Annotated in this window: 21 protein-coding genes; 11 read left to right on the top strand and 10 right to left on the bottom strand. The window is 60.5% G+C overall.

The annotated features are described in order from the left end of the window. The first annotated feature begins 103 nt into the window (after positions 1–103). From ATI02_RS07785 to ATI02_RS07775, 3 genes are read left to right on the top strand one after another with little or no spacing between them, the layout of a single operon-like run. Positions 104–1,348 (top strand): exonuclease SbcCD subunit D C-terminal domain-containing protein, encoded by a 1,245-nt coding sequence (locus ATI02_RS07785; protein ID WP_095191031.1) that lies wholly within the window; start codon positions 104–106, stop codon positions 1,346–1,348. After that, the gene (locus ATI02_RS07780; protein ID WP_100845935.1) at positions 1,345–4,986 is read left to right on the top strand and encodes an AAA family ATPase; all 3,642 of its coding nucleotides are present in this window, start codon (positions 1,345–1,347) and stop codon (positions 4,984–4,986) included. The genes ATI02_RS07785 and ATI02_RS07780 overlap by 4 nt, the downstream gene beginning before the upstream one ends. Next, entirely contained in the window at positions 4,983–5,567 is a 585-nt protein-coding gene (locus tag ATI02_RS07775; protein ID WP_100845934.1) for a glutathione S-transferase, read from the top strand. The genes ATI02_RS07780 and ATI02_RS07775 overlap by 4 nt, the downstream gene beginning before the upstream one ends. 136 nt (positions 5,568–5,703) lie before the next feature. Here ATI02_RS07775 and ATI02_RS07770 read toward each other — a convergent pair whose 3' ends face one another. The 8 genes from ATI02_RS07770 to ATI02_RS07730 form a co-directional block, all read right to left on the bottom strand. Continuing rightward, positions 5,704–5,961: a hypothetical protein gene (locus ATI02_RS07770; RefSeq protein WP_095191034.1), complete on the bottom strand. Its 258-nt coding sequence runs from the start codon at positions 5,959–5,961 to the stop codon at positions 5,704–5,706. Next, positions 5,958–6,170, bottom strand: coding sequence for a hypothetical protein (locus tag ATI02_RS07765; RefSeq protein ID WP_095191035.1), 213 nt, complete (start codon positions 6,168–6,170; stop codon positions 5,958–5,960). The genes ATI02_RS07770 and ATI02_RS07765 overlap by 4 nt, the downstream gene beginning before the upstream one ends. A 265-nt stretch (positions 6,171–6,435) precedes the next feature. Continuing rightward, the gene (locus ATI02_RS07755; RefSeq protein ID WP_007917967.1) at positions 6,436–6,615 is read right to left on the bottom strand and encodes a hypothetical protein; all 180 of its coding nucleotides are present in this window, start codon (positions 6,613–6,615) and stop codon (positions 6,436–6,438) included. A gap of 156 nt (positions 6,616–6,771) precedes the next feature. Next, entirely contained in the window at positions 6,772–7,947 is a 1,176-nt protein-coding gene (locus tag ATI02_RS07750) for a lactonase family protein (protein ID WP_100845933.1), read from the bottom strand. Continuing rightward, complete coding sequence (locus ATI02_RS07745) at positions 7,934–8,245, bottom strand: DUF5629 family protein (RefSeq protein WP_100845932.1); 312 nt, start codon at positions 8,243–8,245, stop codon at positions 7,934–7,936. The genes ATI02_RS07750 and ATI02_RS07745 overlap by 14 nt, the downstream gene beginning before the upstream one ends. A gap of 178 nt (positions 8,246–8,423) precedes the next feature. Further along, positions 8,424–10,004 (bottom strand): aldehyde dehydrogenase (NADP(+)), encoded by a 1,581-nt coding sequence (locus ATI02_RS07740; RefSeq protein ID WP_100845931.1) that lies wholly within the window; start codon positions 10,002–10,004, stop codon positions 8,424–8,426. Positions 10,005–10,013: 9 nt separating this feature from the next. Further along, on the bottom strand, positions 10,014–11,006 hold the full coding sequence (araD1, locus tag ATI02_RS07735; RefSeq protein ID WP_100845930.1) for an AraD1 family protein: 993 nt from the start codon (positions 11,004–11,006) through the stop codon (positions 10,014–10,016). A 77-nt stretch (positions 11,007–11,083) separates the two neighbouring features. Then, positions 11,084–12,406, bottom strand: a complete 1,323-nt coding sequence (locus ATI02_RS07730; RefSeq protein ID WP_095191039.1) for an MFS transporter — start codon at positions 12,404–12,406, stop codon at positions 11,084–11,086. Between the two features lie 193 nt (positions 12,407–12,599). Between ATI02_RS07730 and ATI02_RS07725 the strand changes: the two genes are divergently transcribed. Both ATI02_RS07725 and ATI02_RS07720 read left to right on the top strand, forming a co-directional pair. After that, entirely contained in the window at positions 12,600–14,336 is a 1,737-nt protein-coding gene (locus tag ATI02_RS07725) for an IlvD/Edd family dehydratase (RefSeq protein ID WP_100845929.1), read from the top strand. A 187-nt stretch (positions 14,337–14,523) separates the two neighbouring features. After that, complete coding sequence (locus tag ATI02_RS07720; RefSeq protein WP_008088045.1) at positions 14,524–15,243, top strand: FadR/GntR family transcriptional regulator; 720 nt, start codon at positions 14,524–14,526, stop codon at positions 15,241–15,243. A gap of 178 nt (positions 15,244–15,421) precedes the next feature. On the opposite strand, the gene ATI02_RS07715 is transcribed toward ATI02_RS07720, so the two are convergent. Both ATI02_RS07715 and ATI02_RS07710 read right to left on the bottom strand, forming a co-directional pair. Continuing rightward, positions 15,422–17,806 carry an efflux RND transporter permease subunit gene (locus tag ATI02_RS07715; RefSeq protein WP_095191042.1) on the bottom strand — a complete coding sequence of 795 codons (2,385 nt, stop codon included), beginning with the start codon at positions 17,804–17,806 and terminating at the stop codon, positions 15,422–15,424. Further along, positions 17,803–18,846: a WD40/YVTN/BNR-like repeat-containing protein gene (locus tag ATI02_RS07710; protein WP_095191043.1), complete on the bottom strand. Its 1,044-nt coding sequence runs from the start codon at positions 18,844–18,846 to the stop codon at positions 17,803–17,805. The genes ATI02_RS07715 and ATI02_RS07710 overlap by 4 nt, the downstream gene beginning before the upstream one ends. A 461-nt stretch (positions 18,847–19,307) precedes the next feature. On the opposite strand from ATI02_RS07710, the gene ATI02_RS07705 reads away from it, so the two are divergent. From ATI02_RS07705 to ATI02_RS07680, 6 genes are all read left to right on the top strand, one after another. After that, positions 19,308–19,898 (top strand): amino acid synthesis family protein, encoded by a 591-nt coding sequence (locus tag ATI02_RS07705; RefSeq protein ID WP_100845928.1) that lies wholly within the window; start codon positions 19,308–19,310, stop codon positions 19,896–19,898. Positions 19,899–19,929: 31 nt separating this feature from the next. Then, positions 19,930–20,763, top strand: coding sequence for an alpha/beta fold hydrolase (locus ATI02_RS07700; RefSeq protein ID WP_100845927.1), 834 nt, complete (start codon positions 19,930–19,932; stop codon positions 20,761–20,763). Beyond that, the gene (locus tag ATI02_RS07695; protein ID WP_100845926.1) at positions 20,760–22,241 is read left to right on the top strand and encodes an aldehyde dehydrogenase; all 1,482 of its coding nucleotides are present in this window, start codon (positions 20,760–20,762) and stop codon (positions 22,239–22,241) included. The genes ATI02_RS07700 and ATI02_RS07695 overlap by 4 nt, the downstream gene beginning before the upstream one ends. A gap of 12 nt (positions 22,242–22,253) precedes the next feature. Further along, a complete protein-coding gene (locus ATI02_RS07690) occupies positions 22,254–22,739 on the top strand; it encodes a flavin reductase family protein (RefSeq protein ID WP_095191047.1) in 486 nt (161 codons plus the stop codon). Between the two features lie 136 nt (positions 22,740–22,875). Beyond that, positions 22,876–23,265: a carboxymuconolactone decarboxylase family protein gene (locus tag ATI02_RS07685; RefSeq protein ID WP_007968634.1), complete on the top strand. Its 390-nt coding sequence runs from the start codon at positions 22,876–22,878 to the stop codon at positions 23,263–23,265. Positions 23,266–23,323: 58 nt separating this feature from the next. Continuing rightward, positions 23,324–24,076: a GntR family transcriptional regulator gene (locus ATI02_RS07680; RefSeq protein ID WP_095191048.1), complete on the top strand. Its 753-nt coding sequence runs from the start codon at positions 23,324–23,326 to the stop codon at positions 24,074–24,076.

The raw sequence follows: 24,076 nt of genomic DNA, 5'->3' as shown, positions 1-24,076 counted from the left end.
ATGCGGAGACTGCGCGGCGCAATAAACTGTAAACTCTCCCCCTCTTTCGCCGCCTCTTCATTCTCCTGCGGCCACCACCTCTTTATCTGTAGCGGAGTCCACCTTGCGTCTGTTTCACACCTCCGACTGGCACCTTGGGCAAAACCTGCATGGCCAGGAGCGCGATTTCGAGCATGCGTGCTTTCTCGAATGGCTGCTGCGCCAACTGCAACTGGCGCAGCCGGATGTGCTGCTGATTGCCGGGGACATCTTCGACACGGTCAATCCGCCGGTCAAAGCCCAGGAGCGCCTCTACGACTTCATCGTCAGCGCCCACGAGCAGCAGCCGTTGCTGACCATCGTGATGATCGCCGGCAACCATGACTCCGGCTCGCGGATCGAACTGCCTGCACCATTGATGCGCCGTTTGCGCACCCATGCACTGGGTCGGGTGTTGTGGCTGGATGATGGTCAACTCGACTCCGAACGGCTTTTACTGCCTTTGCCGGACGCATCGGGCGAAATCGCTGCATGGTGCCTGGCGCTGCCGTTCCTGCGCCCGGCGGAGGTCACCGGCGCACATCTGGGTGACAACTATCTGCGCGGCATCGGTCAGGTTCACGAATGGCTGATCGAGGCGGCGAATGCCAAGCGCCAGCCGGGTCAGGCGCTGGTCGCCATCAGCCACGCGCACATGGCCGGTGGTTCGGTATCCGAGGACTCCGAGCGCAGCCTGATCATCGGCAACGCCGAAGCTTTGCCCGCCAGCCTGTTCGGGCCGAGCATCAGCTATGTTGCCCTCGGCCATTTGCACAAGCCGCAGAAGGTCAACGGCGAAGAACGCATCCGCTACAGCGGCTCGCCGATTCCGCTGTCGTTTTCGGAGATCGGCTATCAGCACCAGATTCTCGACGTCACCCTTGATGGCGAAACCCTGGTCAGCGTCGAGCCGAAACTGATCCCGCGCTCGGTCAACCTGCAACGCATCGGCCCGGCGCCGCTGGCGGAGATCCTGCTGCAACTGGCGGACTTGCCGAACGTCGATCTGCTCGCCGAAACCCAGCGCCAACCTTGGCTGGAAGTGCGCGTGCGCCTCGACGAGCCGCAACCGGATCTGCGCCATCAAGTGGAAAGCGCCTTGCAAGGCAAAGCCGTGCGGCTGGTGCGTATCGCCGCTGAATACGCCGGCAATCGTGGCGCTGATGGCGCGGAAGAAGGCACTGCGCTGATCGAACTGGATCAACTCACGCCGCAGGAATTGTTCAGCCGCGCCTGGCTCGACAACTACGGCAATGAAGTCGATGAACAGACGCTCAAGGACTTCGCCGAACTGCTGCAAGACGTGCAAATGGAGGGCGAGCAGCCATGAAGATTCTCGCCATTCGTTTGAAAAACCTGGCCTCGCTGGCCGGCCCCTTCGAGATCGACTTCACCGCTGAACCTCTGGCCAGTGCTGGTCTGTTCGCCATTACCGGCCCGACCGGCGCCGGTAAAAGCACGCTGCTCGACGCTTTGTGCCTGGCGTTGTTCGGCGCCGTGCCGCGCTTGAACAACACCGGTCGTGACGCCAAGGTGCCGGATGCCGATGGCGAAATCGCCACGGGCGACCCGCGTACCTTGCTGCGCCGGGGCACCGGCGAAGGGTATGCCGAGGTGGATTTTGTCGGCGTCGATGGCCGCCGCTATCGGGCGCGCTGGGAAGCCAATCGCGCACGGGAAAAGGCTGGCGGCAAGTTGCAGGCCAGCCGGCAGAGCCTGCGCGATATCGATCAGGATCAACTGCTCGCCAGCCAGAAAGGCGAGTACAAGACTCAGCTGGAAGCCGCGCTGGGTTTGAACTTTGAACAGTTCACCCGCGCCGTGCTGCTGGCCCAGAGTGAATTCAGTGCGTTCCTCAAGGCTGACGACAACGACCGCAGCGAGCTGCTGGAAAAACTCACCGACACCGCGCTGTACACCCGCCTCGGTCGTCGCGCGTTCGACAAAACCAAAGAAGCCCGCGAAGCGCACAAGCTGTTACAGGATCAGGCCACCGGCGTCACGCCGCTGACTCCCGAGGCCCGCGCCGAACTGGATGAGCGTTTCAACGCTGCGCAGCAACAGCTGAAGTTGCAGCAGACGCAACTCAAACAGCTTGAGCAGCAGCACAGCTGGCTCAAGGATCTTCGCCAGTTGCAGGACGCGCAGCAAGCGGCTGCCGAACAACTGCACAGCGCCCAACAGCAGTGGGAAGGTTTGGCCGGTGATCGGCTAAAACTGACGCGACTGGAGCAATTGGGCCCGCAACGGCACCAGTTCGCCCGCAAGACTGAACTCGACGCGCTCTTGTCCCCGTTGGCCGCGCAGATTGCCGCGCACACGCAGCAACACGCCGAACTGACCGAGCGCCAGACGCTTCTGGAGCAAAACCTCGACGCCGCGAAAGTCGCCCTGAGCGAAGCGCAGCACACGCAAACCGACAGTGCACCGCTGTTGCGTCAGGCATTCGAAGAGCAAAGCACCCTCGCCCGTCTGACCAAGGATGTCGCCCTCAGCGCCGAAGCGAAACACAACGCGCAGCAGGCTTGCACTCAAGGCCAGAGCGCCATTGCGGCGCTGATGGAGAAGCAGACTCAAGTCGCCGAGCGCTTGCAAAAGATTGCCGCCGAACTGGAACAGAGCGCCCATCTCGCGCCGTTGAGCGACGCATGGAACGCCTACCGCGATCGCCTGCAACAATTGATGCTGATCGGCAATCGCTTGAACAAAGGCCAGACCGAACTGGCCTCGCTCGAAGAAAACGCCACTCGTAGCGCCGAAACCTTCGCCACGCAAAAACAACAACTGGAAGTGCTGTTCAAGGAGGCTGGCGCCGAGCCGGATGCCGTTGCCGAGCAAATCGGCATTCTCGGCACTCTGTTGCAGGACAACCGCAAGCAACTGCGCGCCATCGAAGACCTCTCACGCCTGTGGGCCACTCGACAGGATCTGGACAAGCGCGGCGCCGAGCTGCAACAACGTCAGCTCAGCGCTCAGCAGGAACGCGAGCGCCTGACTCAGGACGGGGTGAAAACCAAGGCTGAACTGACCGTCGCCGAACAAATCCTCAACGTCACCCGCGAACTGCTCGAACGCCAGCGTCTGGCGCGCAGTGCCAGTGTCGAAGAGCTGCGCGCGCAGTTGCAGGACGATCAGCCGTGCCCGGTATGCGGCAGCAACGAGCACCCCTATCATCAGCCCGAAGCGCTGTTGCAAAGCCTTGGCCGTCATGATGAAAGCGAACAGGCCAACGCCCAGCAAGTGGTCGATCAGCTCAAGGAAAAGATTATCGAACTGCGCGCCGAAGTCGGTGGCGTCATCGCTCAGCAAAAAGAACTGCTGCAGCAACAGGAGCAACTGACCGCGCAGCAACAAGCGCTGACGCCAAGCCTCGACGCTCATCCGCAAGCGGCGCAGTTGATGAATCAGGACGCCGACAAACGCGACGCCTGGCTCAGCCGGCAAAACGAGCAGTTGAACCAGAGTATCGCCCAGGACGAACAACGCCAGAACGCCCTGCTCACCCTGCAGCAGGACGCCGCGCGTCTGACCCAGCAATTGCGTCAGGCCGAAACCGCGCATCAGCAGGCGGCGCAACACCTGAGCAACCAGCAGCGTGAGTTGAGCAGCGACCGCCAGCGCCTCGATGAAGAACTTGGCGCGTTTGGCAGCCTGCTGCCCGCCGACACGCTTGAGGCGCTACGCCTTGAACCGGCGGCGACCTTCATGCAACTCGACCGGCAGATCGCCGAGCGTCTGGCGCAGGTCGATCAGCAGAAAGAAGAATTGGCCGAACAGCAACAGCGGCAGCAGACGCTGGAGAAAGAACAGGATCGCCAGCAGACCCGCGTACAACAGTCGCAAGCCGCCGAGCAGCAGTTCAATGCACTGGCCGAACAGCAGCAAACCTGCCAGCAGCAACTCACACAACGACTTGGCGAGCACAGCAGCGCCGAGCACTGGCAGCAGCAACTGGAACAGGCCGTGGAGCAGGCACGCAACGCTGAAACCACAACGGCTCAGGAACTGCAAAACGTGCGCACGCAACTTGTGCAGATCGCCGCCGAACGCAACGCGCAGCAGGAGCGTTTGCAGGCGCTGGAAAGTGAAGACAAGGAACTGGCCGGCAAGATTGCCGACTGGCGCGCCCGCCACCCCGAACTGGATGACGGCGGGCTCGAAGACCTGCTGCGCGTCGACGATGCGCAACTTTCTGAGCTGCGCCAACGCTTGCAGATCAATGAGAAAGCCATCGAACAGGCCAAGGTGTTGTTGCAGGAACGCGATCAACGTTTGCTCGACCATCAGGCGCAACACAACGGCAATCTCGATGCCGAGCAACTGGCCAGCGCCCTCGCCGACCTGCAAAGCCAGTTCAACGTCAGCGAGCAGCAATGCGCCGAATTGCGCGCCGAACAGGCCGAAGACCAGCGCCGTCAAAACGCCAATCAGGCGCTGGCGCAACAGATCGCCGACGCTTACATCGAGTACCAGCGCTGGGCGCGCCTGAGTGCGTTGATCGGCTCGGCCACTGGCGACACTTTCCGCAAGATCGCCCAGGCCTACAACCTCGATTTGTTGGTGCATCACGCCAACGTGCAATTGCGCCAACTGGTCAAACGCTATCGCTTGAAGCGCGGCGGCAGCATGCTCGGCCTGTTGGTGATGGACACGGAAATGGGCGACGAACTGCGCTCGGTACATTCGTTGTCCGGCGGTGAGACGTTCCTCGTCTCGCTGGCACTTGCTTTGGGCCTGGCGTCGATGGCGTCGAGCACGCTGAAAATCGAATCGCTGTTTATCGACGAAGGCTTCGGCAGTCTCGATCCGGAATCCCTGCAACTGGCGATGGACGCGCTCGACGGCTTGCAGGCCCAAGGGCGCAAGGTCGCGGTGATTTCCCACGTACAGGAAATGCATGAGCGGATTCCGGTGCAGATTCAGGTACAGCGTCAGGGCAATGGCTTGAGCACCCTGGAGGTGAAATGAACACGCTGTATTCCTTCCGCCGCTGTCCTTACGCGATGAGGGCGCGGATGGCGCTGCGCTATTCGGGCGTGCCGGTGAACATCGTCGAAGTCAGCCTCAAGGCGAAACCGGCTGAAATGCTGGCGATCTCGCCCAAAGGTACGGTGCCGGTGCTGGATGCGGATGGACGGGTGATCGATGAGAGCCTGGAGATCATGCGTTGGGCGTTGGCGCAGAATGATCCGCAGGGTTGGTTGCTGGGTGGCGATTCACGGATTGCGGAGCTGATCGAGGCGAACGATCAGGGGTTTAAGGTTGATTTGAATCGGTATAAGTACGCCGAGCGGTATCCGGAGCAGCCGATAGCGTTTTATCGGGCCGAAGGCGCGGTGTTTTTGCAGCGTTTGGAAGGGTTGCTCAAGGATCGTGATTACTTGCTGACGGATCATCCGAGCCTTGCGGATATCGCCTTGCTGCCGTTCGTCCGCCAGTTTGCCCATGTCGATCGCGAGTGGTTTGCGCAGACGCCTTTTGTACGATTACAGGCTTGGTTGCAACACTTTCTAGAATCCGACCTCTTCACCTCGATCATGAAGAAGTAACCCTTACCCTCCCGCTTGATGATCGTTCCCACGCTCTGCGTGGGAATGCCTCAAGGGACGCTCTGCGTTCCAATCGGACGCGGAGCGTCCGGGGCTGCATTCCCACGCGGAGCGTGGGAACGATCAGGTAAGCGCTTTACGCCAGAGCATCGCACATACCCAACGCCGAGCAATCCACTTCAAACGGCCCGAGAAAATCGGCCGAGACCTTCACCGGTGGATTACCGGCCAGTAGCCCCAGCGTATTCGCCCGCTCAATGTTGTGCGCAATGTTGTGATTGGCCTCTATGGCCCGGGCCAATGCACCGACCGAGCCTTGGCCAATCCCCAGTAATGAAGCGCCGTTGGTGATTAATGCCAGACCGGCGATCACCCAGAATCTGTAGCCTTTCATGCGCCGCCGACTCCTGCGAGTTCAGCCCGATCGACCATCACGCTGTGCGAACGGTGTTCAAACTGGATGCCGGGGTTGGCGACTTGAATCGGTGCGTCGAAGCTGTGTTCCATCTGCGATGAGACGCTGACGATCAGCACCAGAGCCAGGTAAAGACCGATGGCCAGGTAGGCGCCGAATTTGGCAGAAGAGATGATTGCGCTGGCCATGGTGTTCTCCCGTGGGCATGTTTCAGAGCCCACAGAATCGATCAAAAAACCCTACCTAACCACTCAGCGTTTCCCATAGTAACCATCAGCTTCGTTGATTATTTAGCGCCTCTATTTGTGCGTTTGAGAAAACCTATGACCGTCCTTCACGCACGCGTGTAGGAGCTGCCGAAGGCTGCGATCTTTTGATTTTGCTTTTTAACAACAAGATCAAAAGATCGCAGCCTTCGGCAGCTCCTACAGGGAGTTGTTCGAGGGGGGAATTTCAGTGTTGGGCTTTGTGATCCAGGGCGGCGTAGAAGTTGGCGCTCTGTTGCAGGTATTTCTGGGTGTAGCTCTGGGTGTGGGATTTTTTGCTGTTGATTTCGACGTTGGCGCTGGCTGGCAGAACCACGGTGGCGGAGATGGCGGAAGCGGCGATAACGGAGAACAGATTGAAGTTCATGGCGGTAACCCTCGTGTTCGGTTGGCTTGCTTGCCCGGTTGGGCTGTGGAGCAAACTTAACGCTCGAGGGTTGATCGCTTGAAATGCTTTGTAGCATTAGCAGTTATCAGCGCGATTAATACAAAGAGACAGGCCCCGTAAACCGGGGCCTGTGGCTTATTGTCGCACGATGAACTTGAGGTCGCTCGGTGCGTCCATCGGCAGTTTTTGCACGGTTTTACCCAGCAGACCGGTCTTGGCGTCGCGCTCGACGACGACAATTTCGTTGCTCTTCTGGTTGGCAATCAGCAGGAATTTGCCACTCGGATCGAGGCTGAACTCGCGAGGGTGATCACCCTCAACCGAACGTCGCTGTAGCTCTTTGAGCTGACCGGTGGCCGGATCGATCGCGAACACCAGCAGCTGATTGGCGGTGCCACGGTTGCTGACATAGAGGAATTTGCCGTCGGCGGACGCGTGCAACGCAGCGCCGGCCTTGTCAGACGTGGGCTGGCCAGCAGCGAGATCGACCAGTTGCGTCTGGGTCAGCATGCCGTCGTGGTAATCGAACACCGCGACTTGCGCGCTCATTTCCATGGTCAGCCAGGCGTGTTTGCCGTCAGCGCTGAACAACAGATGACGCGGGCCACTGCCGGCCGGTAATGCCACAGAGGCAGTCATCGCCGGGGTCAGTGGCAGGTCCGGGTTGGCCTTCGGGTCGAACAGGTAGACAAAGACTTTGTCCGCACCCAAATCGTTGGAGAACACGTAACGGCCGTCCGGCGAAGACACCGTCGAGTGCACGTGGTTGGAGGCCTGACGCTCGAGATTGACCCGGCTCGCCGGGTGCGCGCTCATTTGCACCACCGGTTTGAGCTTGCCATCGGCACCGACCGGCAACACCGCAAGGGTGCCACCCGGATCTTCCATCACCGAATAGTTGCTGACGAACAAGTGGCTGGCATCACCGCTCAGGCTCGAGTGAGTCGGCTCGTTGCCCAGGCTCTGTACCTGATTGATCAGGCTCAGGGCGTGGGTCTTGGGATCAATGGCATAGCTGCTGACGCGGCCAACCGGGTCAGTCTGGCCCGGGCCGTTTTCGTTGACCACGAACAGGTGTTTCTGGTCTTTGGACAGGGTCAGCCACGACGGGTTTTCAGTGTTGACGACTTGCAGCGGTTTGACGGCAATCTGGCCGGTGGCACTGTCGAAGTTCATTCGATAGATGCCCTGGCTGCTGCCTGCGGTGTAGGAGCCGACCAGCAATTGATAGCTTTCGGCCGATGCCGTGGAAAGGCCCATCGCGCCGACGCTGCCTGCCATCAACAGCGGCCAGAATTTACGCATTTTCATTATTGTCATCCTCGTCGTCGCTGCTGCTGACTACGTCGCCATGACAAACCAGGCGGTGTTCGCCGATCGCTTTGGTTTCATTGAAATAGCCGACGATCAGCCAGCTCTGCAGGGAGTCATCAAACGTTGCTGCTGCAACCTGCGCCGGCGTGAATTCCCAATGCTTGGCCGCTCGGCCATCAATGCATTCGATGTGCAGATTGTCGTCTTCATCGAGGGCGAATTCGAAGGCGTGCAGGCCGTCGATTTCGACCATACCGCAGTGTTCGAGGGCGTTGAGAAGGGTTTGGGCAGTCATGGCAAACAGTCTTTCTAGGGGGGAAAGGGCCAATGATAGCTCAATGTGATCCAGAGGCCTTATGGGAACCCTTGTGGGAGCGAGCCTGCTCGCGAATGCGGTGTGTCAGGCCATGAAGGCTGACTGGGAAAATGCATTCGCGAGCAGGCTCGCTCCCACATGGATTATTGGCTGTCAGTTACAACGCGTCGCGTGAGGGCTTGCCGTCCACCAGGCGCTGAATACGCAACGGGTTGGCGTTTTTCAGCGGCTCGGGCAGCAAGCTGTCCGGGTAGTTCTGGAAGCACACCGGGCGCAGGAAGCGGTCGATGGCGAGTGTACCGACGGAAGTACCGCGCGCATCGGAGGTGGCTGGATATGGGCCGCCGTGGACCATCGAATCACACACCTCGACGCCGGTCGGGTAACCGTTGAGGAGGATCCGCCCGACTTTCTGCTCCAGCAGTGGCGTCAGTTCCACGAACTGCTCGAAGTCCGCCGGCTCACCAATGATTGTCGCGGTGAGTTGCCCGTGCAAACCCTGCAACGCGGCGCTGAGCTGCGTCTGATCGGCCACTTCAACGATCACCGTGGTCGGGCCGAACACTTCTTCCTGCAGCACTTCATCGCCATTGATCAACAGGCTGACATCGGCCTTGAACAACTGCGGCTGCGCCTGATTGCCCTGCTGGGGATTACCGGCCAGATGCTCGATGCCGGAATGCGCCAGGAGTTTCTGCAAGCCTTTGCCATAGCTGCCGAGGGTGCCGGCGTTGAGCATGGTTTGCGCCGGTTGATCGCCGATCAGCCCGGCGACTTGCTGCACGAAAGCCGTGAATTGCGGCGAGCGGATACCGATGACCAGACCCGGATTGGTACAGAACTGACCGCAACCCTGCACCACCGATGCCGTCAAGTCGCGGGCCACGGTTTCCGAACGCGCAGCCAGCGCCTGCGGCAGGACGATCACCGGGTTGATGCTCGACATCTCGGCGAACACCGGGATCGGTTGCGGCCGCGCGGCGGCCATGTCGCACAGGGCACGCCCACCCTTCAGCGAACCGGTGAACCCCACTGCCTGAATCGCCGGGTGCTTGACCAGCCACTCGCCGACGCCACCGCCGTAGACCATGTTGAACACGCCGGCGGGCATGTTGGTTTTTTCTGCCGCGCGAATCAGCGCATCGGCGACCCGTTCAGCCGTCGCCATGTGGCCGCTGTGGGCCTTGAACACCACCGGGCAACCGGCGGCCAGCGCCGAAGCGGTGTCGCCGCCGGCCGTGGAGAACGCCAGCGGAAAGTTACTCGCGCCGAACACGGCCACCGGTCCGAGACCAATGCGGTACTGACGCAGATCCGGACGCGGCAATGGCTGGCGATCCGGCAACGGCAGGTCGATCCGCGCCCCGTAGAAATCGCCACGGCGCAGCACCTTGGCGAACAGGCGCATCTGGCCGCTGGTGCGACCGCGCTCGCCCTGGATACGCCCGGCCGGCAATGCGGTTTCGCGGCAGACCACAGCGACGAAATCATCACCGAGCGCGTCGAGTTCATCGGCAATCGCATCGAGGAACTGCGCGCGACGTTCAGCGCTGAGGCTGCGATAAGCCGGGTAAGCGGCAGCGGCGGCTTTGGCGGCGGCGTCGACTTCCTGCTCAGTCGCCTGAATAAAATCGTGGGGCAATTGTTCGCCGGTGCTGGCGTCTACGCTTTGCAATTTGACGTTGCCAGCAGCGCTGCGCTGACCGCCGATGTAGTTGTGACCGAGAATCTGAGTCATGGGATCTCCTTAAAGGGTGCCGATGCTGCCCGGTTGGAATACGGCTTCCACCGGGACGATGCCATTGACCAGCGGCGCACCAAATTCGGCCTGGCTGATCTCGAATACGTCACCCGGTTGGGTGCGGATGCCATCGGCGAACGACAGTGTCGCGGTGCCGAAGAAGTGAATGTGTACGTCGCCGGGACGTAAAAACTGGCTGTACTTGAAGTGGTGGTATTCAAGATTCGCCAGGCTGTGGCACATGTTGGCCTCGCCGCTGAGAAACTCGTTCTGCCACAACACTTCACCGTTACGCAGGATGCGACTGGTGCCTGCAAGGTGTTGGGGTAGCTCACCGACGCGAAGTTCCGGGCCATAACTGCAACTGCGCAATTTCGAGTGGGCCAGGTACAGGTAATTCTTGCGCTCCATGACGTGGTCGGAGAATTCGTTGCCAACCGCAAAGCCAATGCGATAGGGCTTGCCGTCGTGGCCGATGACATAGAGACCGGCCATCTCAGGCTCTTCGCCGGCATCTTCGGCAAATGGCGGTAACGGAAACGCTTGGCCGGGACGCACGACGATGCTGCCATCGCCCTTGTAGAACCATTCCGGCTGCACACCAGCCTGCCCCGCTGCCGGTTTACCGCCCTCCACACCCCATTTGAAGATGCGCATGGTGTCGGTCATCGCTGCTTCGTCGCCGGCCTGCTGGTGCATTTTGTCTCGGGCCGAAGCGCTGCCCAGATGGGTCAGGCCGGTGCCGCTGACCAGCAGGTGCGCCGGGTCCGGGTGATCGAGTGGCGGCAGGATGCGCAGGTCTTTGAGCAACTGCGCATAGTCGTGGCTGATGCCCAGGCCGAGGGTTTGTACTTGCTGCTCCAGAGTGCCGCCGGCTTCGATGGCTGCCAGCGCCAGATCGCGTGTGGTGCGGGCGTCTTGTACTTCGCGAATCACACCGTCCTCGACCACGCCAACGCGGCGTTCGCCATTGCTTAATTCGAATTGCACCAGATGCATGAATTTTCTCTCCTTTACGTCAATCTTGAACGCTGCGACGACCCAATGTGGGAGCGGGCTTGCGTGGTTTCCAGAAATCAGGTTCGGGTAGCGCCTCGGGCGCTGGCGGCGAACTGGTCAACCGGCAGCACGTGTTTGCTTTCCAGTACGCGATAGACAACGCCCGTCAGGATCAAGCCAAACACCATCACCCCCGAGAGGAAATACAATCCCGACGCCAGATTCCCGGTGTACTCCTTCAACGCGCCGATCACGAACGGCCCGATGTACCCACCCAGATTCCCCACCGAGTTGATCAACGCAATCCCGGCCGCCGCACTCGCGCCGGCAAAGAACCGCCCCGGCAAGGTCCAGAACACCGCCGTGCAGGAGAACAGCGCAAACGCCACCAGACACAGCGCCGCCAGTTGCGCCACCGGCAACGACAGCCAGGCACTGAGAAACAGGCCAATCGCGCCCAGCACATAAAGCACCGCCAGATGGCCGTAGCGATCGTTCAAACGGTCAGAACTGCGCGGCACAATCAGCAAGCCGATGATCCCGAAGATGTACGGCACCGATGACACGAAACCGGTCACCAGATCGCTGCCGCCAAACTGTTTGATCAGGGTCGGTAACCACAAACCGAGGCCATAAATGCTCAGGGTCACCGGCAGGTAAAACAGCGCCAGCAGTAACACGCGCTTGTCTTTGAGCGCATGCAACGGATTGCCATGGCGGGTCTGGCCGTATGCCTGCAGATCCTTTTTCAACTCGCCGGTCAGCCAGTCTTTCTCAGACTGATCCATCCATTTCACTTGTTGCGGGCCATCCGGCAGCCAGCGCAGCACCGGCCAGGTCAACAGGATCGCCGGGGTGCCGATGACGATGAACAGCCATTGCCAGCCATGCAGACCGAGGATGCCGTCCATGCCCAGCAAGCCGCCGGACACCGGGCCGGTGATCATCATCGCGATCGGTTGGGAGAGGATGAACAGGCCAAGAATCTTGCCGCGATGGCGCACCGGAAACCATTGGGTGATGTAGTACAGAACACCGGGAAAGAACCCCGCCTCCGCCGCGCCGAGTAGAAAGCGCATCACGTAGAAACTGTGCGGGCCCTGGACGAACGCCATGCCGATGGTGATGGCGCCCCAGGTAATCATGATTCGTGCGAACCAGCGCCGCGCGCCGAAGCGTTCGAGCATCAGATTGCTGGGGATTTCGAGGAGGAAATAACCAATGAAGAACAGCCCGGCGCCGAGGCCGTAAGCCGCATCGCCGATGCCGATGTCGGCGCCCATGTGCAATTTGGCAAAGCCGACGGCGGAGCGATCCACATAGGCGATCAGGTACAGCAGGATCAGGAAGGGAATGAGTTTTAGCGTGATGCGGCGAATAAGCCGCAATTCCTGGCTCATGGGATCGGTCTCCGATTGTTGTTTTTATAGAACCTCGGGGGACGCCTCTCACGGAAAACCGTCAGGGCCATCCCTCCGTCGAAAACGACTATATAGTAATACTAATTCACCAACAACACTTCCAAACATAGGATTTTACGCTTAGATTAAGCCGTAGCTGGAACACTATAGTCATACAATAAGAGAATCGATCATGTCTGAGAAGAAACCCACCCTGCGCTCCGCCCAATGGTTTGGCACGGCCGACAAGAACGGCTTCATGTACCGCAGCTGGATGAAGAATCAGGGCATCGCCGACCACCAGTTCCATGGCAAGCCGATCATCGGCATCTGCAACACCTGGTCGGAATTGACTCCGTGCAACGCGCACTTCCGCCAGATTGCGGAGCACGTCAAACGCGGGGTGATCGAGGCCGGTGGTTTTCCAGTGGAATTCCCGGTGTTCTCCAACGGCGAATCGAACCTGCGCCCGACTGCCATGCTTACCCGCAATCTGGCGAGCATGGACGTTGAAGAAGCGATTCGCGGCAACCCGATTGACGGCGTGGTGCTGCTGACCGGTTGCGACAAAACCACCCCGGCGCTGCTGATGGGCGCAGCCAGTTGCGACGTGCCGGCGATCGTCGTCACCGGCGGGCCGATGCTCAACGGCAAGCACAAGGGCAAGGACATCGGCTCCGGCACGGTGGTCTGGCAGCTCAGCGAACAGGTCAAGGCTGGCACCATCACCATCGACGATTTCCTCGCGGCCGAGGGCGGCATGTCGCGTTCGGCGGGCACCTGCAACACCATGGGCACCGCATCGACCATGGCTTGCATGGCCGAAGCACTGGGCACTTCCCTGCCCCATAACGCGGCGATTCCAGCGGTGGATGCGCGACGTTATGTGTTGGCGCACATGTCCGGCATGCGCGCGGTGGAGATGGTTCGCGAAGATTTGAAGCTGTCGAAGATTCTGACCAAAGAAGCCTTCGAGAACGCCATTCGCGTCAACGCGGCCATCGGCGGTTCGACCAACGCGGTGATTCACTTGAAAGCGATTGCCGGACGCATCGGTGTCGAGCTGGATCTGGATGACTGGACGCGCATGGGGCGCGGCATGCCGACCATCGTCGACCTGCAACCGTCCGGACGCTTCCTGATGGAAGAGTTCTATTACGCTGGAGGCCTGCCCGCAGTATTGCGTCGCCTCGGTGAGGCCAATCTGATTCCGCACCCGACTGCGCTGACAGTCAATGGCAAGTCCATCGGCGAGAACACCAAAGACGCACCGATTTACGGTGAGGACGAAGTGATCCGCACGCTCGACAATCCGATTCGCGCCGACGGCGGGATTTGTGTGTTGCGCGGCAATCTGGCGCCACTGGGTGCGGTGCTCAAGCCATCTGCCGCGACCCCGGAATTGATGCAGCATCGCGGGCGGGCGGTGGTGTTCGAGAACTTCGACATGTACAAGGCGCGGATCAACGACCCGGAACTCGATGTCGATAAGGATTCGATTCTGGTGATGAAAAATTGCGGGCCGAAGGGTTATCCGGGCATGGCCGAAGTCGGCAACATGGGGTTGCCGGCCAAGCTGTTGGCCCAGGGCGTGACGGATATGGTGCGTATCTCTGACGCACGGATGAGCGGCACGGCGTACGGCACGGTGGTTTTGCACGTGGCTCCAGAAGCGGCTGCGGGTGGGCCTTTGGCGACGGTGAAGGAAGGCGACTGGATCGAACTCGACTGCGCCACTGGCCGGTTGCATCTGGATATTCCGGATGCTGAGCTGGCGGCGCGCATGGCTGACCTGCAGCCGCCCCAGCAATTGTTGGTGGGTGGGTATCGTCAGCTTTACATCGACCATGTATTGCAGGCGGATCAGGGCTGTGACTTTGACTTTTTGGTCGGCTGCCGTGGGGCTGAAGTGCCGCGTCATTCCCACTGACAACACAATTCCCCTGTGGGAGCGAGCCTGCTCGCGAAGAGGGAGTGTCAGTCGACACCTGTTTGACTGATATACCGCCTTCGCGAGCAGGCTCGCTCCCACATTTGGCTTCTGTGTCTGCCTCAAGATTGTCTGGTGCCTGCTATGATGCGCGGCATCTCCATCGCTCAGGATCGCGCCGTTCCCCATGGATTACCGCAAACCCTCCGACCGCAAAAGCATGCACTCGCGCATCGTCCAGGAACTGGGCATGCAGATCGTCTCCGGACGCTTCAAGCCCGACGACAAACTGCCCGCCGAAGCCTTGCTGTGCGAGGAGTACGCGGTCAGCCGGCCGGTATTGCGCGAAGCCACGCGGGTGCTGGTGGCCAAGGGTCTGGTCTACTCCAGGCCTCGGGTGGGCACGGTGGTCAAGGCGCGCCGCGAATGGCACATGCTCGACCCGGACGTGCTGCACTGGCTGATGCAAAGCAGCCCGCAGAACGAGTTCTTCAACGTCCTGACGAGTGTGCGCAGCATCATCGAACCCGCCGCGGCCGCCCTCGCCGCCCAGCATGCGACCGATGCCGACATCGCCGCCATCGGCGAAGCCTACCAACGCATGGAAGCGGCGCCGACGCCGGAAGCCTTGCTGCAACCGGATCTGGATTTCCACAGCCGGATTGCCGATGCGACCCACAACGACTTGCTGGCGAACCTGTGCAACATGTTGTCGGTGGCGATTGCCGAGGCGTTGAAGCATTCGAACCAGCGGCCGAATCTGCATGAGTTGGCGTTGCCTCGGCACAAGGCGATTCTTACCGCCATCGAAAACCGTGATGCCCTTGGCGCCCGCCATGCAACGCTGGTGCAGCTGGATGATGCGCGTAGTGCGCTCAGCGTTGTGCTTGGCACAGAACTCTCCTGAACACCAAAGAACCTGTGGGAGCTGGCTTGCCAGCGATGAGGGCTTAGCATTCAACATTGCTGTTGGATGTTAGTCCGCTATCGCTGGCAAGCCAGCTCCCACAGGGTTTTGTGTGGATCATAAGATGTAAAAAAGCCGCAACCTGAAGGTTGCGGCTTTGTCGTTTCAGCCCTGCAGATCAGTGAGCAAACAACGAATTGCCCTTCTGCCCCGCCAGTTTCTCCGGTTTGATCAGGAACTTCGCCAGTGCCGGCAGCAGCCACAGCGCACCGAACATGTTCCACAGCAGCATGAAGGTCAGCATCAGGCCCATGTCGGCCTGGAACTTGATCGCCGAGAAGATCCAGGTGCACACGCCGATGGCCAGGCACAGACCGGTGAACAGTACCGCTTTACCGGTGGATTTCAGGGTCTGGTAATAGGCTTCCTGCAACGGCAGACCGGCCCGCAGGAAACTTTCCAGGCGACTGTAGATGTAGATCCCGTAGTCCACGCCAATCCCCACGCCCAGCGCCACCACTGGCAAGGTCGCGACTTTCACGCCGATGCCCATGAACGCCATCAGCGCGTTGCCCAGCACCGAGGTCAGCACCAGCGGCAGGACGATGCACAGGGTCGCGGCCCAGGAACGGAAGGTGATCATGCACATCACCGCCACGCAGATGTACACCAGGATCAGGATGGTCAGTTCGGCCTGTTTGATGACTTCGTTGGTGGCCGCTTCGATCCCGGCGTTACCGGCGGCGAGGATGAATTCCAGACCGTCCTTGTTGTTGTCCTTGGCAAACTCCTGCACCGCCTGCACCGCACGATCGAGGGTTTCGGCCTTGTGATCGTTGAGGAACACCAGCACCGGCGCCAGCGAGCAACTGTTGTTGTACAGACCGTCGGCCCGGGCAATCGAGTTGTTCAACACGTCGGGGTTGCGCGACAGGGTTTCCCACTTCAGGTTGCCCTCGTTCATGCCCTTGATCATCTGCTTGGACACGGTCACCAGCGAGATCGCCGACTGCACGCCCTCGGTGTTCTGCATCTTCCACATCAGTTCATCGATCGGCGCCATGGCTTCGAAGCGTGAGCAACCTTCAGCCTTGGTCTTGACCATCACCACCAGCACGTCGGAGCTGGTCGAGTAGTTGCTGATGATGAAGTTGTTGTCCTTGTTGTAGCGCGAGTCCGGACGCAGCTCCGGCGCGCCTTGGTCGAGGTCACCGATTTTCAGGTTCTGGCTGTACCAGAGGCCGCCACCGAAGGCGATCAGCGCCAGGGCGACAGAGATCGGTGCAACTTTCGGGCTGGCGAAATTCGACAGCAGGCGCCAGAACGGATGCTCGCGGTTTGCGTCTTTCTTGCTCTTGGCGATCGCACGCTTGCTGATGCCGACATAGGAAATCGCCACCGGCAGCAGGATCAGGTTGGTGAAGACGATGACCGCCACGCCGATTGACGCGCCGATGGCCAGCTCACGGATCACGCCGATGTCGATGATCAGCAGCGTGATGAAACCCACCGCATCCGCGAGAATCGCGATCATCCCCGGCAGGAACAGCTGCCGGAACGTGCGGCGTGCGGCAGTCAGGGCGTTGTCCGCCTCACTGGATTGCAGGGCGATACCGTTGATCTTCTGCACGCCGTGGGAGATACCGATGGCGAAGATCAGGAACGGCACCAGCATCGAATACGGATCGAGGCCAAAGCCGAAAAAGTGCATCAAGCCGAGTTGCCAGACCACCGCCACCAGCGTCGTGCTCAACACCGCGATGGTGCTGCGCACGCAGTTGGTGAACCACAGCAGCAAAATCAGAGTGATGACGAAGGCGATGCCGAAGAACAACACCACCATCACCAGGCCGTCGATCAGGTCGCCGACCTTCTTGGCGAAACCGACGATGTGGATCTTGACGTTGGGGTTCTGCGCTTCGAACTTGTTGCGGATCTTGTCTTCAAGTTCATGGGAGAACTTGCGATAGTCCAGCGCCAGCAACTTGCCTTGATCCTGGGGGTCCGGGTAGGACTCCAGCAGCGGGATGTCGACGATGCTCGACTTGAAGTCGTTGGCCACCAGCCGCCCGACCTGACCGGACTTGAGCACGTTGTTGCGCAGCAGATCGAGGCTGTCCTGCGAGCCGTTGTAGCTCTGCGGGATCACTTCACCGCCGGCAAAACCTTCTTCGGTCACTTCGGTCCAGCGTACGCTCGGACTCCACAGTGACTTGAGGCCGGAGCGGTCAACACCGGAGATGTAGAACACCTCGTCGTTGATCTGACGCAGCGTCTCCATGTACTCCTTGGAGAAGATGTCGCCGTCAGTGGCCTCCACCGAAATGCGCACGGTGTTGCCCAGGTTCGCCAGATCGTTGCGGTGCTCCATCATCTTCTCGATGAACGGATGCTGCAGCGGGATCATTTTTTCGAAACTGGTGGACGGCCGGATCAGCGTGGCCTGCCAGAACAGGAAAATGCTCACCACCAGGCAGATCAGGATCACGGCCGGGCGGTTGTTGAAAATCAGACGTTCGAGGAGCGTCGCTTTTTCCTGCTGAGGAGTGATCAAGGAAGTCATAGCCCCGCCTTCTTATTATTAATCTCGGCGCCGTTTGGCAGGGTGGTGTGAACGCCACCCTGCCCGGTCAGAATCAGGTTGCCGTCGCCAGCGGCGGTGACCGACGACAGGGAAATGCGATCCGGGCGGTTGAACACGCTGAAGGTTTCGCCGTTGTCGCTGCTGCTGATCACTGAGCCGCCGTTACCGACGATGACGATGGAGCCGTCTTCGAGCAGCGTGGCGCCGGACAGACCGAACTCCAGCGCGCCGCGAGCAGCCTTCAACTCAACCTGTTCCCAGTTGCTGCCGAAATCAGTGGAGCGGTAGAGGTTGCCGCGCAAGCCGTAGGCCAGCAGTGTCTGCGGTTGCGCCGTACCGATCACACCGAACAGCGAACCTTCATACGGGCCTTCGAGTTTTTCCCAGGTCTGGCCCCAGTCGGCGGAGCGGAACATGCTGCCCGACTCACCGACGATGAACAGCCCGGCGTCTTTTACAGCGGCGATGGCGTTGAGGTGGAACTGGTCCTCGTTGTCGAGGCGATCGCTGACGTCTTGCCAGTTCTTGCCACTGTCGGTGGTTTCCAGCAAAGCGCCGTAAGCGCCCACGGCGAGGCCGCTGTTGACGTCCTTGAACCAGACATCGAGCAGCGGCGATTCGCGTTTGAGGTCTTCAAATTGTTTGGTCCAGGTCAGACCGCCGTCCTCGCTGGCGAGGATCTGCGCGTCGTGGCCGACCGCCCAGCCGTGTTTGTCATCGACGAAATACACAGCCGTCAACAGTTGCCGGCTTGGCACTTTGGCTTGAGTCCAGGTCTTGCCCTGGTCATCGGAATAGAGAATGTGCCCGCGATCCCCGACCGCCACCAGCCGTGCTCCGGCGTGGACAACATCGAGAATCAGGCTTTTTGCAGCTTTGGCGGATGCGCTGGCATAGACCACGTCGGCCGGAGCCTCGGCGGCAATCACAGGTGCCGACAACGTGGCAAAGCCCAGCAGCGCGAGTGCTGTGGCCAGCAACGCGGTGTTGCGTAACGCCGGCGGGCGGCAACGACTCATAGACCTTCCCCTATTTATTATTGTTAGGCCATTGGCCTTCAAGGGCGCCGCAAGTGTGCTCCGCTGATGGCTGGTCAGAAGCATAGTCCTCAAACCCGCAATCCAGAGCCACTTCGGAAGCTGGCTCATCCTATCGGGCTTTAGAAACGTCTGACAATCGGCGCCACGTTATCTTTTGTTAACCGGATGCAGGCTCCTGTCGCCAGTGAATTCCATTGTGGGAGGGGGCTTGCTCCCGAAGACGGGGTGTCAGCCACTATAAATGTCGCCTGATCCGCCGCTTTCGGGAGCAAGCCCCCTCCCACAGGGGTTAGCGGTGTTTGGGGGATCTGCGGTGACGGGTGAATGCAGCGCCATTCGCCGGATGGATGCGGCAAATCTTGTGCGGGGGACTTGCACGATCGGTATTATGGTATACCATCAGGCGCACAGACACTCTCAATCCCCCAACGGAGCAGCTCATGAGTTTCGAAATTCGCAAGATCGTCAGCTATGTCGAAGAAACCTTCATCGAAGGCGGCAAAGCCACCGACGAGCCAGTGACCATGGTCGGCCTCGCTGTCGTGATGAAAAACCCTTGGGTGGGTAACGGCTTTGTTGAAGACCTCAAGCCGCAGATCCGTGCCAACTGCTCGGATCTGGGCGCGATGATGGTTGAACGTCTGGTCGCCATCATCGGCGGCGCAGAGAAGATCGAGGCTTACGGTAAAGCAGCCGTGGTCGGCGCTGACGGCGAAATCGAACACGCTTCCGCCGTGATCCACACCCTGCGCTTCGGCAACCACTACCGCGAAGCGGTCAAGGCCAAGAGCTACCTGAGCTTCACCAACAAGCGCGGCGGCCCGGGCACTTCGATCCAGATCCCGATGATGCACAAGGACGACGAAGGCCTGCGTTCGCACTACATCACCCTGGAAATGCAGATCGAAGACGCGCCGCGCGCCGACGAAATCGTTGTCGTGCTGGGTTGCGCCGACGGTGGCCGCCTGCACCCGCGCATCGGCAACCGCTACATCGATCTGGAAGAACTGGCCGCCGAAAAAGCCCAGTAATCACAATAAAAAGGCACTGCAGGAGCGCTCCATGATTCGGCTCACCGCTGAACTCACCCCGGCTGGCACCAGTTACCTGGCGACCGGCCAAGGCCAGCCCGTGGTCTTGATCCACGGCGTGGGCCTGAACAAAGAAATGTGGGGCGGGCAGATTGTCGGCCTGTCCAGCCAGTACCGGGTGATCGCCTACGACATGCTCGGCCATGGCGCCAGCCCGCGACCGGCCAGCAGCACCCACCTGCTTGGTTACGCCGATCAGTTGCTGGAGCTGCTTGATCATTTGAATCTGCCTGAGGCAGCGGTGATCGGGTTTTCCATGGGTGGCTTGGTAGCGCGGGCGTTTGCCCTGCATTACCCGCAGCGCCTGCAAAGCCTGGTGGTCTTGAACAGTGTGTTCAACCGCAGCGAAGAGCAGCGCGCCGGCGTCATCGCACGCACCGCGCAAGCGGCCGAACATGGCCCGGACGCCAATGCCGAAGCCGCGTTGTCACGCTGGTTCAGCCGCGAGTATCAGGCGGCCAACCCAGCGCAGATCGCCGCGATCCGCCAGACCCTGGCCGGCAATGATCCGCAGGGTTATCTGACCACTTACGAATTGTTCGCCACCCAAGACATGTACCGCGTCGACGACCTGGGCAGTATTCAGGCGCCAACGCTGATCGCCACTGGCGAACTCGACCCCGGTTCCACCCCGGAAATGGCCGAGCAACTGGCCCGATGCATCCCCGGCGCGAAGGTTGCCGTGCTGCCCGAGCAACGGCATATGATGCCCGTAGAGTCGCCGCGTCTGGTCAACCAGACGCTGCTGGAATTTCTCGAATTCGCACACTCCCGACAAAACCAAATAAAGGGGATCGTTGCATGACACTCGCACGCTTCCAGATGTGCATCGGCGGAGAATGGGTCGACGCCCTCTCCGGCAAGACTTTCGAAAGCCTCAATCCGGCATTGGCCAAGCCATGGGCGCAACTGCCCGATGCTGACGAAGCCGACGTCGAACGCGCCGTGCAAGCCGCGCAGACGGCCTTCGACAGCCCGGCCTGGCGTGGCCTCACCGCCACCGCACGCGGCAAGTTGCTGCGTCGCCTCGGTGACCTGATCGCAGAAAACAAAGAACAACTGGCGCAACTGGAAAGCCGCGACAACGGCAAGCTGATCCGCGAAACCCGGGGTCAAGTCAGCTATCTGCCGGAGTTCTTCCACTACACCGCCGGTTTGGCCGACAAGCTCGAAGGCGGCACGCTACCGCTGGATAAACCGGATCTGTTCGCCTACACCGTGCACGAAGCCATGGGCGTGGTCGCCGCGATCATTCCGTGGAACAGCCCGCTGTATCTGACTGCAATCAAACTGGCCCCGGCCCTCGCCGCCGGCAACACGATTGTGATCAAGCCGTCCGAACACGCCTCGGCGACGATTCTGGAGCTGGCGCGTCTGGCCCTCGAAGCCGGAATTCCGCCGGGCGTGGTCAATGTCGTCACCGGTTACGGCCCGAGCACCGGCGCCGCCCTCACCCGCCATCCGCTGATCCGCAAGATCGCCTTCACTGGCGGCGCGGCCACAGCGCGGCATGTGGTGCGCAGCAGCGCCGAGAACTTCGCCAAGCTGTCGCTGGAACTGGGCGGCAAGTCGCCGAACATCATCTTCGCCGACGCCGACCTGGACAGCGCGATCAACGGCGCGATTGCCGGGATCTACGCCGCGTCCGGTCAGAGTTGCGTGTCCGGTTCGCGCCTGCTGGTGCAGGACGAAATCTACGACGAATTCGTCAATCGACTGGTTGAACGCGCCCAGCGCATTCGCATCGGCAATCCGCAGGAAGACAACAGCGAAATGGGCCCGATGGCCACCGCGCAGCAACTGGCGGTGGTTGAAGGTCTGGTCGCCGATGCCATCGCTGAAGGCGCGCGTCTGCGCACGGGCGGCAAGCGCCCGGCAGATCTCGGCGACGGCTGGTTCTATGAGCCAACGCTGTTCGAGTGCGACCGCAGTTCGATGAAGATCATGCAGGAAGAAGTCTTCGGACCAGTGGCGTCGGTGATGCGCTTTAAAGATGAAGCAGAAGCGCTGGCGATCGCCAACGACTCACAGTTCGGCCTCGCCGCCGGCATCTGGACGCGCGATCTCGGTCGCGCTCATCGCCTCGCTCGCGATGTGCGTTCGGGGATCATCTGGGTCAACACTTACCGCGCGGTGTCGGCCATGGCGCCCATCGGCGGCTTCAAGAACAGTGGCTATGGACGCGAAAGCGGCATCGACTCGGTGCTGGCCTACACCGAACTGAAAACGGTGTGGATCAACCTTTCTCAGGCGCCCATGCCTGATCCGTTTGTGATGCGCTAGGAGTCCTGCGAAATGATCGAACCCGGCATTTACAAAGACGTCATGAGCTCGTTCCCGTCCGGCGTCACGGTGGTCACCACCCTCGACCCGGATGGCGGCATCGTCGGCATCACCGCCAGCGCCTTCAGCGCGTTGTCGATTGACCCGGCACTGGTGCTGTTCTGCCCCAACTATGCCTCCGACACCTACCCGGTGCTGCGTGACAGCAAGAAATTCGCAATCCATTTGCTGTCCGCCGAGCAGACCGCCGAGGCCTATGCCTTCGCCGGTAAAGGCAAGGACAAGGCCAAGGACATTGAGTGGCATTTGAGCGAACTGGGTAACCCGATTCTGGCCAAGGCCACGGCGATCATCGAGTGCGAGTTGTGGCGGGAATACGATGGCGGCGATCACGCGATTATCGTTGGCGCAGTGAAGCACCTGATCCTGCCCGCGCAGCCGGTGACGCCGATGATTTATCACAAGGGCAAGTTGGGCCCGTTGCCAACCCTGGCCTGACAGCCAGACACGATTGCCAATGTGGGAGCGAGCCTGCTCGCGAAAGCGGTTGATCATTCAACATTTGCATCGACTGACACGACGCCTTCGCGAGCAGGCTCGCTCCCACAGGGAACACCTGTGGATTGGAGGAATGATGAGTAACGAAAAGTACGAAAAAGGCCTGAAGATCCGCACCCAGGTGCTCGGCGAAGCCTACGTACAGCGCTCGATCGAGAACGCCGACGACTTCACCCGTCCCTTGCAGGAGATGGTCACCGAATACTGCTGGGGCCATGTCTGGGGTCGCGAGGGGTTGTCGCTCAAGGAGCGCAGCATGATCAACCTGGCGATGATCTCGGCGCTCAACCGTCCGCACGAACTCAAGCTGCATGTGCGTGGCGCCTTGCGTAACGGCCTGAGTCGTGAGCAAATACGCGAAATTCTGCTTCAGGTCGGCATTTATTGCGGCGTCCCGGCGGCCGTGGACAGTTTCCGGCTCGCCCGTGAAGCCTTCGCCGAAGCCGACGCCGAGGCCTCCAGTTAACCCCTCGGCTGTTTTGATGCCCGTCTGGCATGGACAGCCACAGTAAAGAGCGGACCCCATGAAACGCCAGCCACTCGACGACAGCTTCAAGGTCAATCGCAACCCCGTTACCCTGCGCGAAATCGTGCTGGATAAACTGCGTAGCGCGATCATGAATTTCCAGCTTATGCCAGGGGATCGTCTGGTCGAACGCGATCTGTGCGATCGCCTGGGCGTGAGCCGCACGTCGGTGCGCGAAGCCTTGCGTCACCTCGAATCCGAAGGTCTGGTGGAGTTCGCCGACGCCAAGGGCCCGCGCGTCGCCATCATTACACTGGCCGATGCCGTTGATATCTATGAGCTGCGTTGCGTGCTCGAAGGTTTGATCGTGCAGCTGTTCACCCTGCGCGCCAAAGCCAAGGACATCAAAGCCCTGGAAAAAGCCCTCGATGACAACCGCAAGGCACTCAAGGACGGCGAGTTGCAGCAGGTGATCGATTCGGTGCAGGGTTTCTACGACGTGCTGCTCGAAGGCTCGGGCAACCATGTCGCGGCCACGCAACTGCGTCAGTTGCAGGCACGCATCAGTTACCTGCGGGCGACTTCGGTGTCTCAGCAAAACCGTCGCGGCGCGAGTAACCATGAGATGGAAAAAATGGTCGAAGCGATCAAGAGTGGCGATCCACTGGCGGCGCATCAGGCGTGCGTCGATCACGTGCGTGCCGCGGCTGCTGTCGCTCTCGATTACCTCAAGCGCAAGCAGGAAGAAACAGGCGCCGTGCCTGCGATCACCCTGCCCATTGCGCTGAAAGAACCTCGTATAGGTCACTGA

It is taken from the genome of Pseudomonas baetica (assembly GCF_002813455.1).
GTDB classification, from domain to species: Bacteria; Pseudomonadota; Gammaproteobacteria; order Pseudomonadales; family Pseudomonadaceae; genus Aquipseudomonas; species Aquipseudomonas baetica.
Note: the sequence above shows the minus strand (reverse complement) of the source record. Positions and strands in the feature narration are given on the sequence as shown.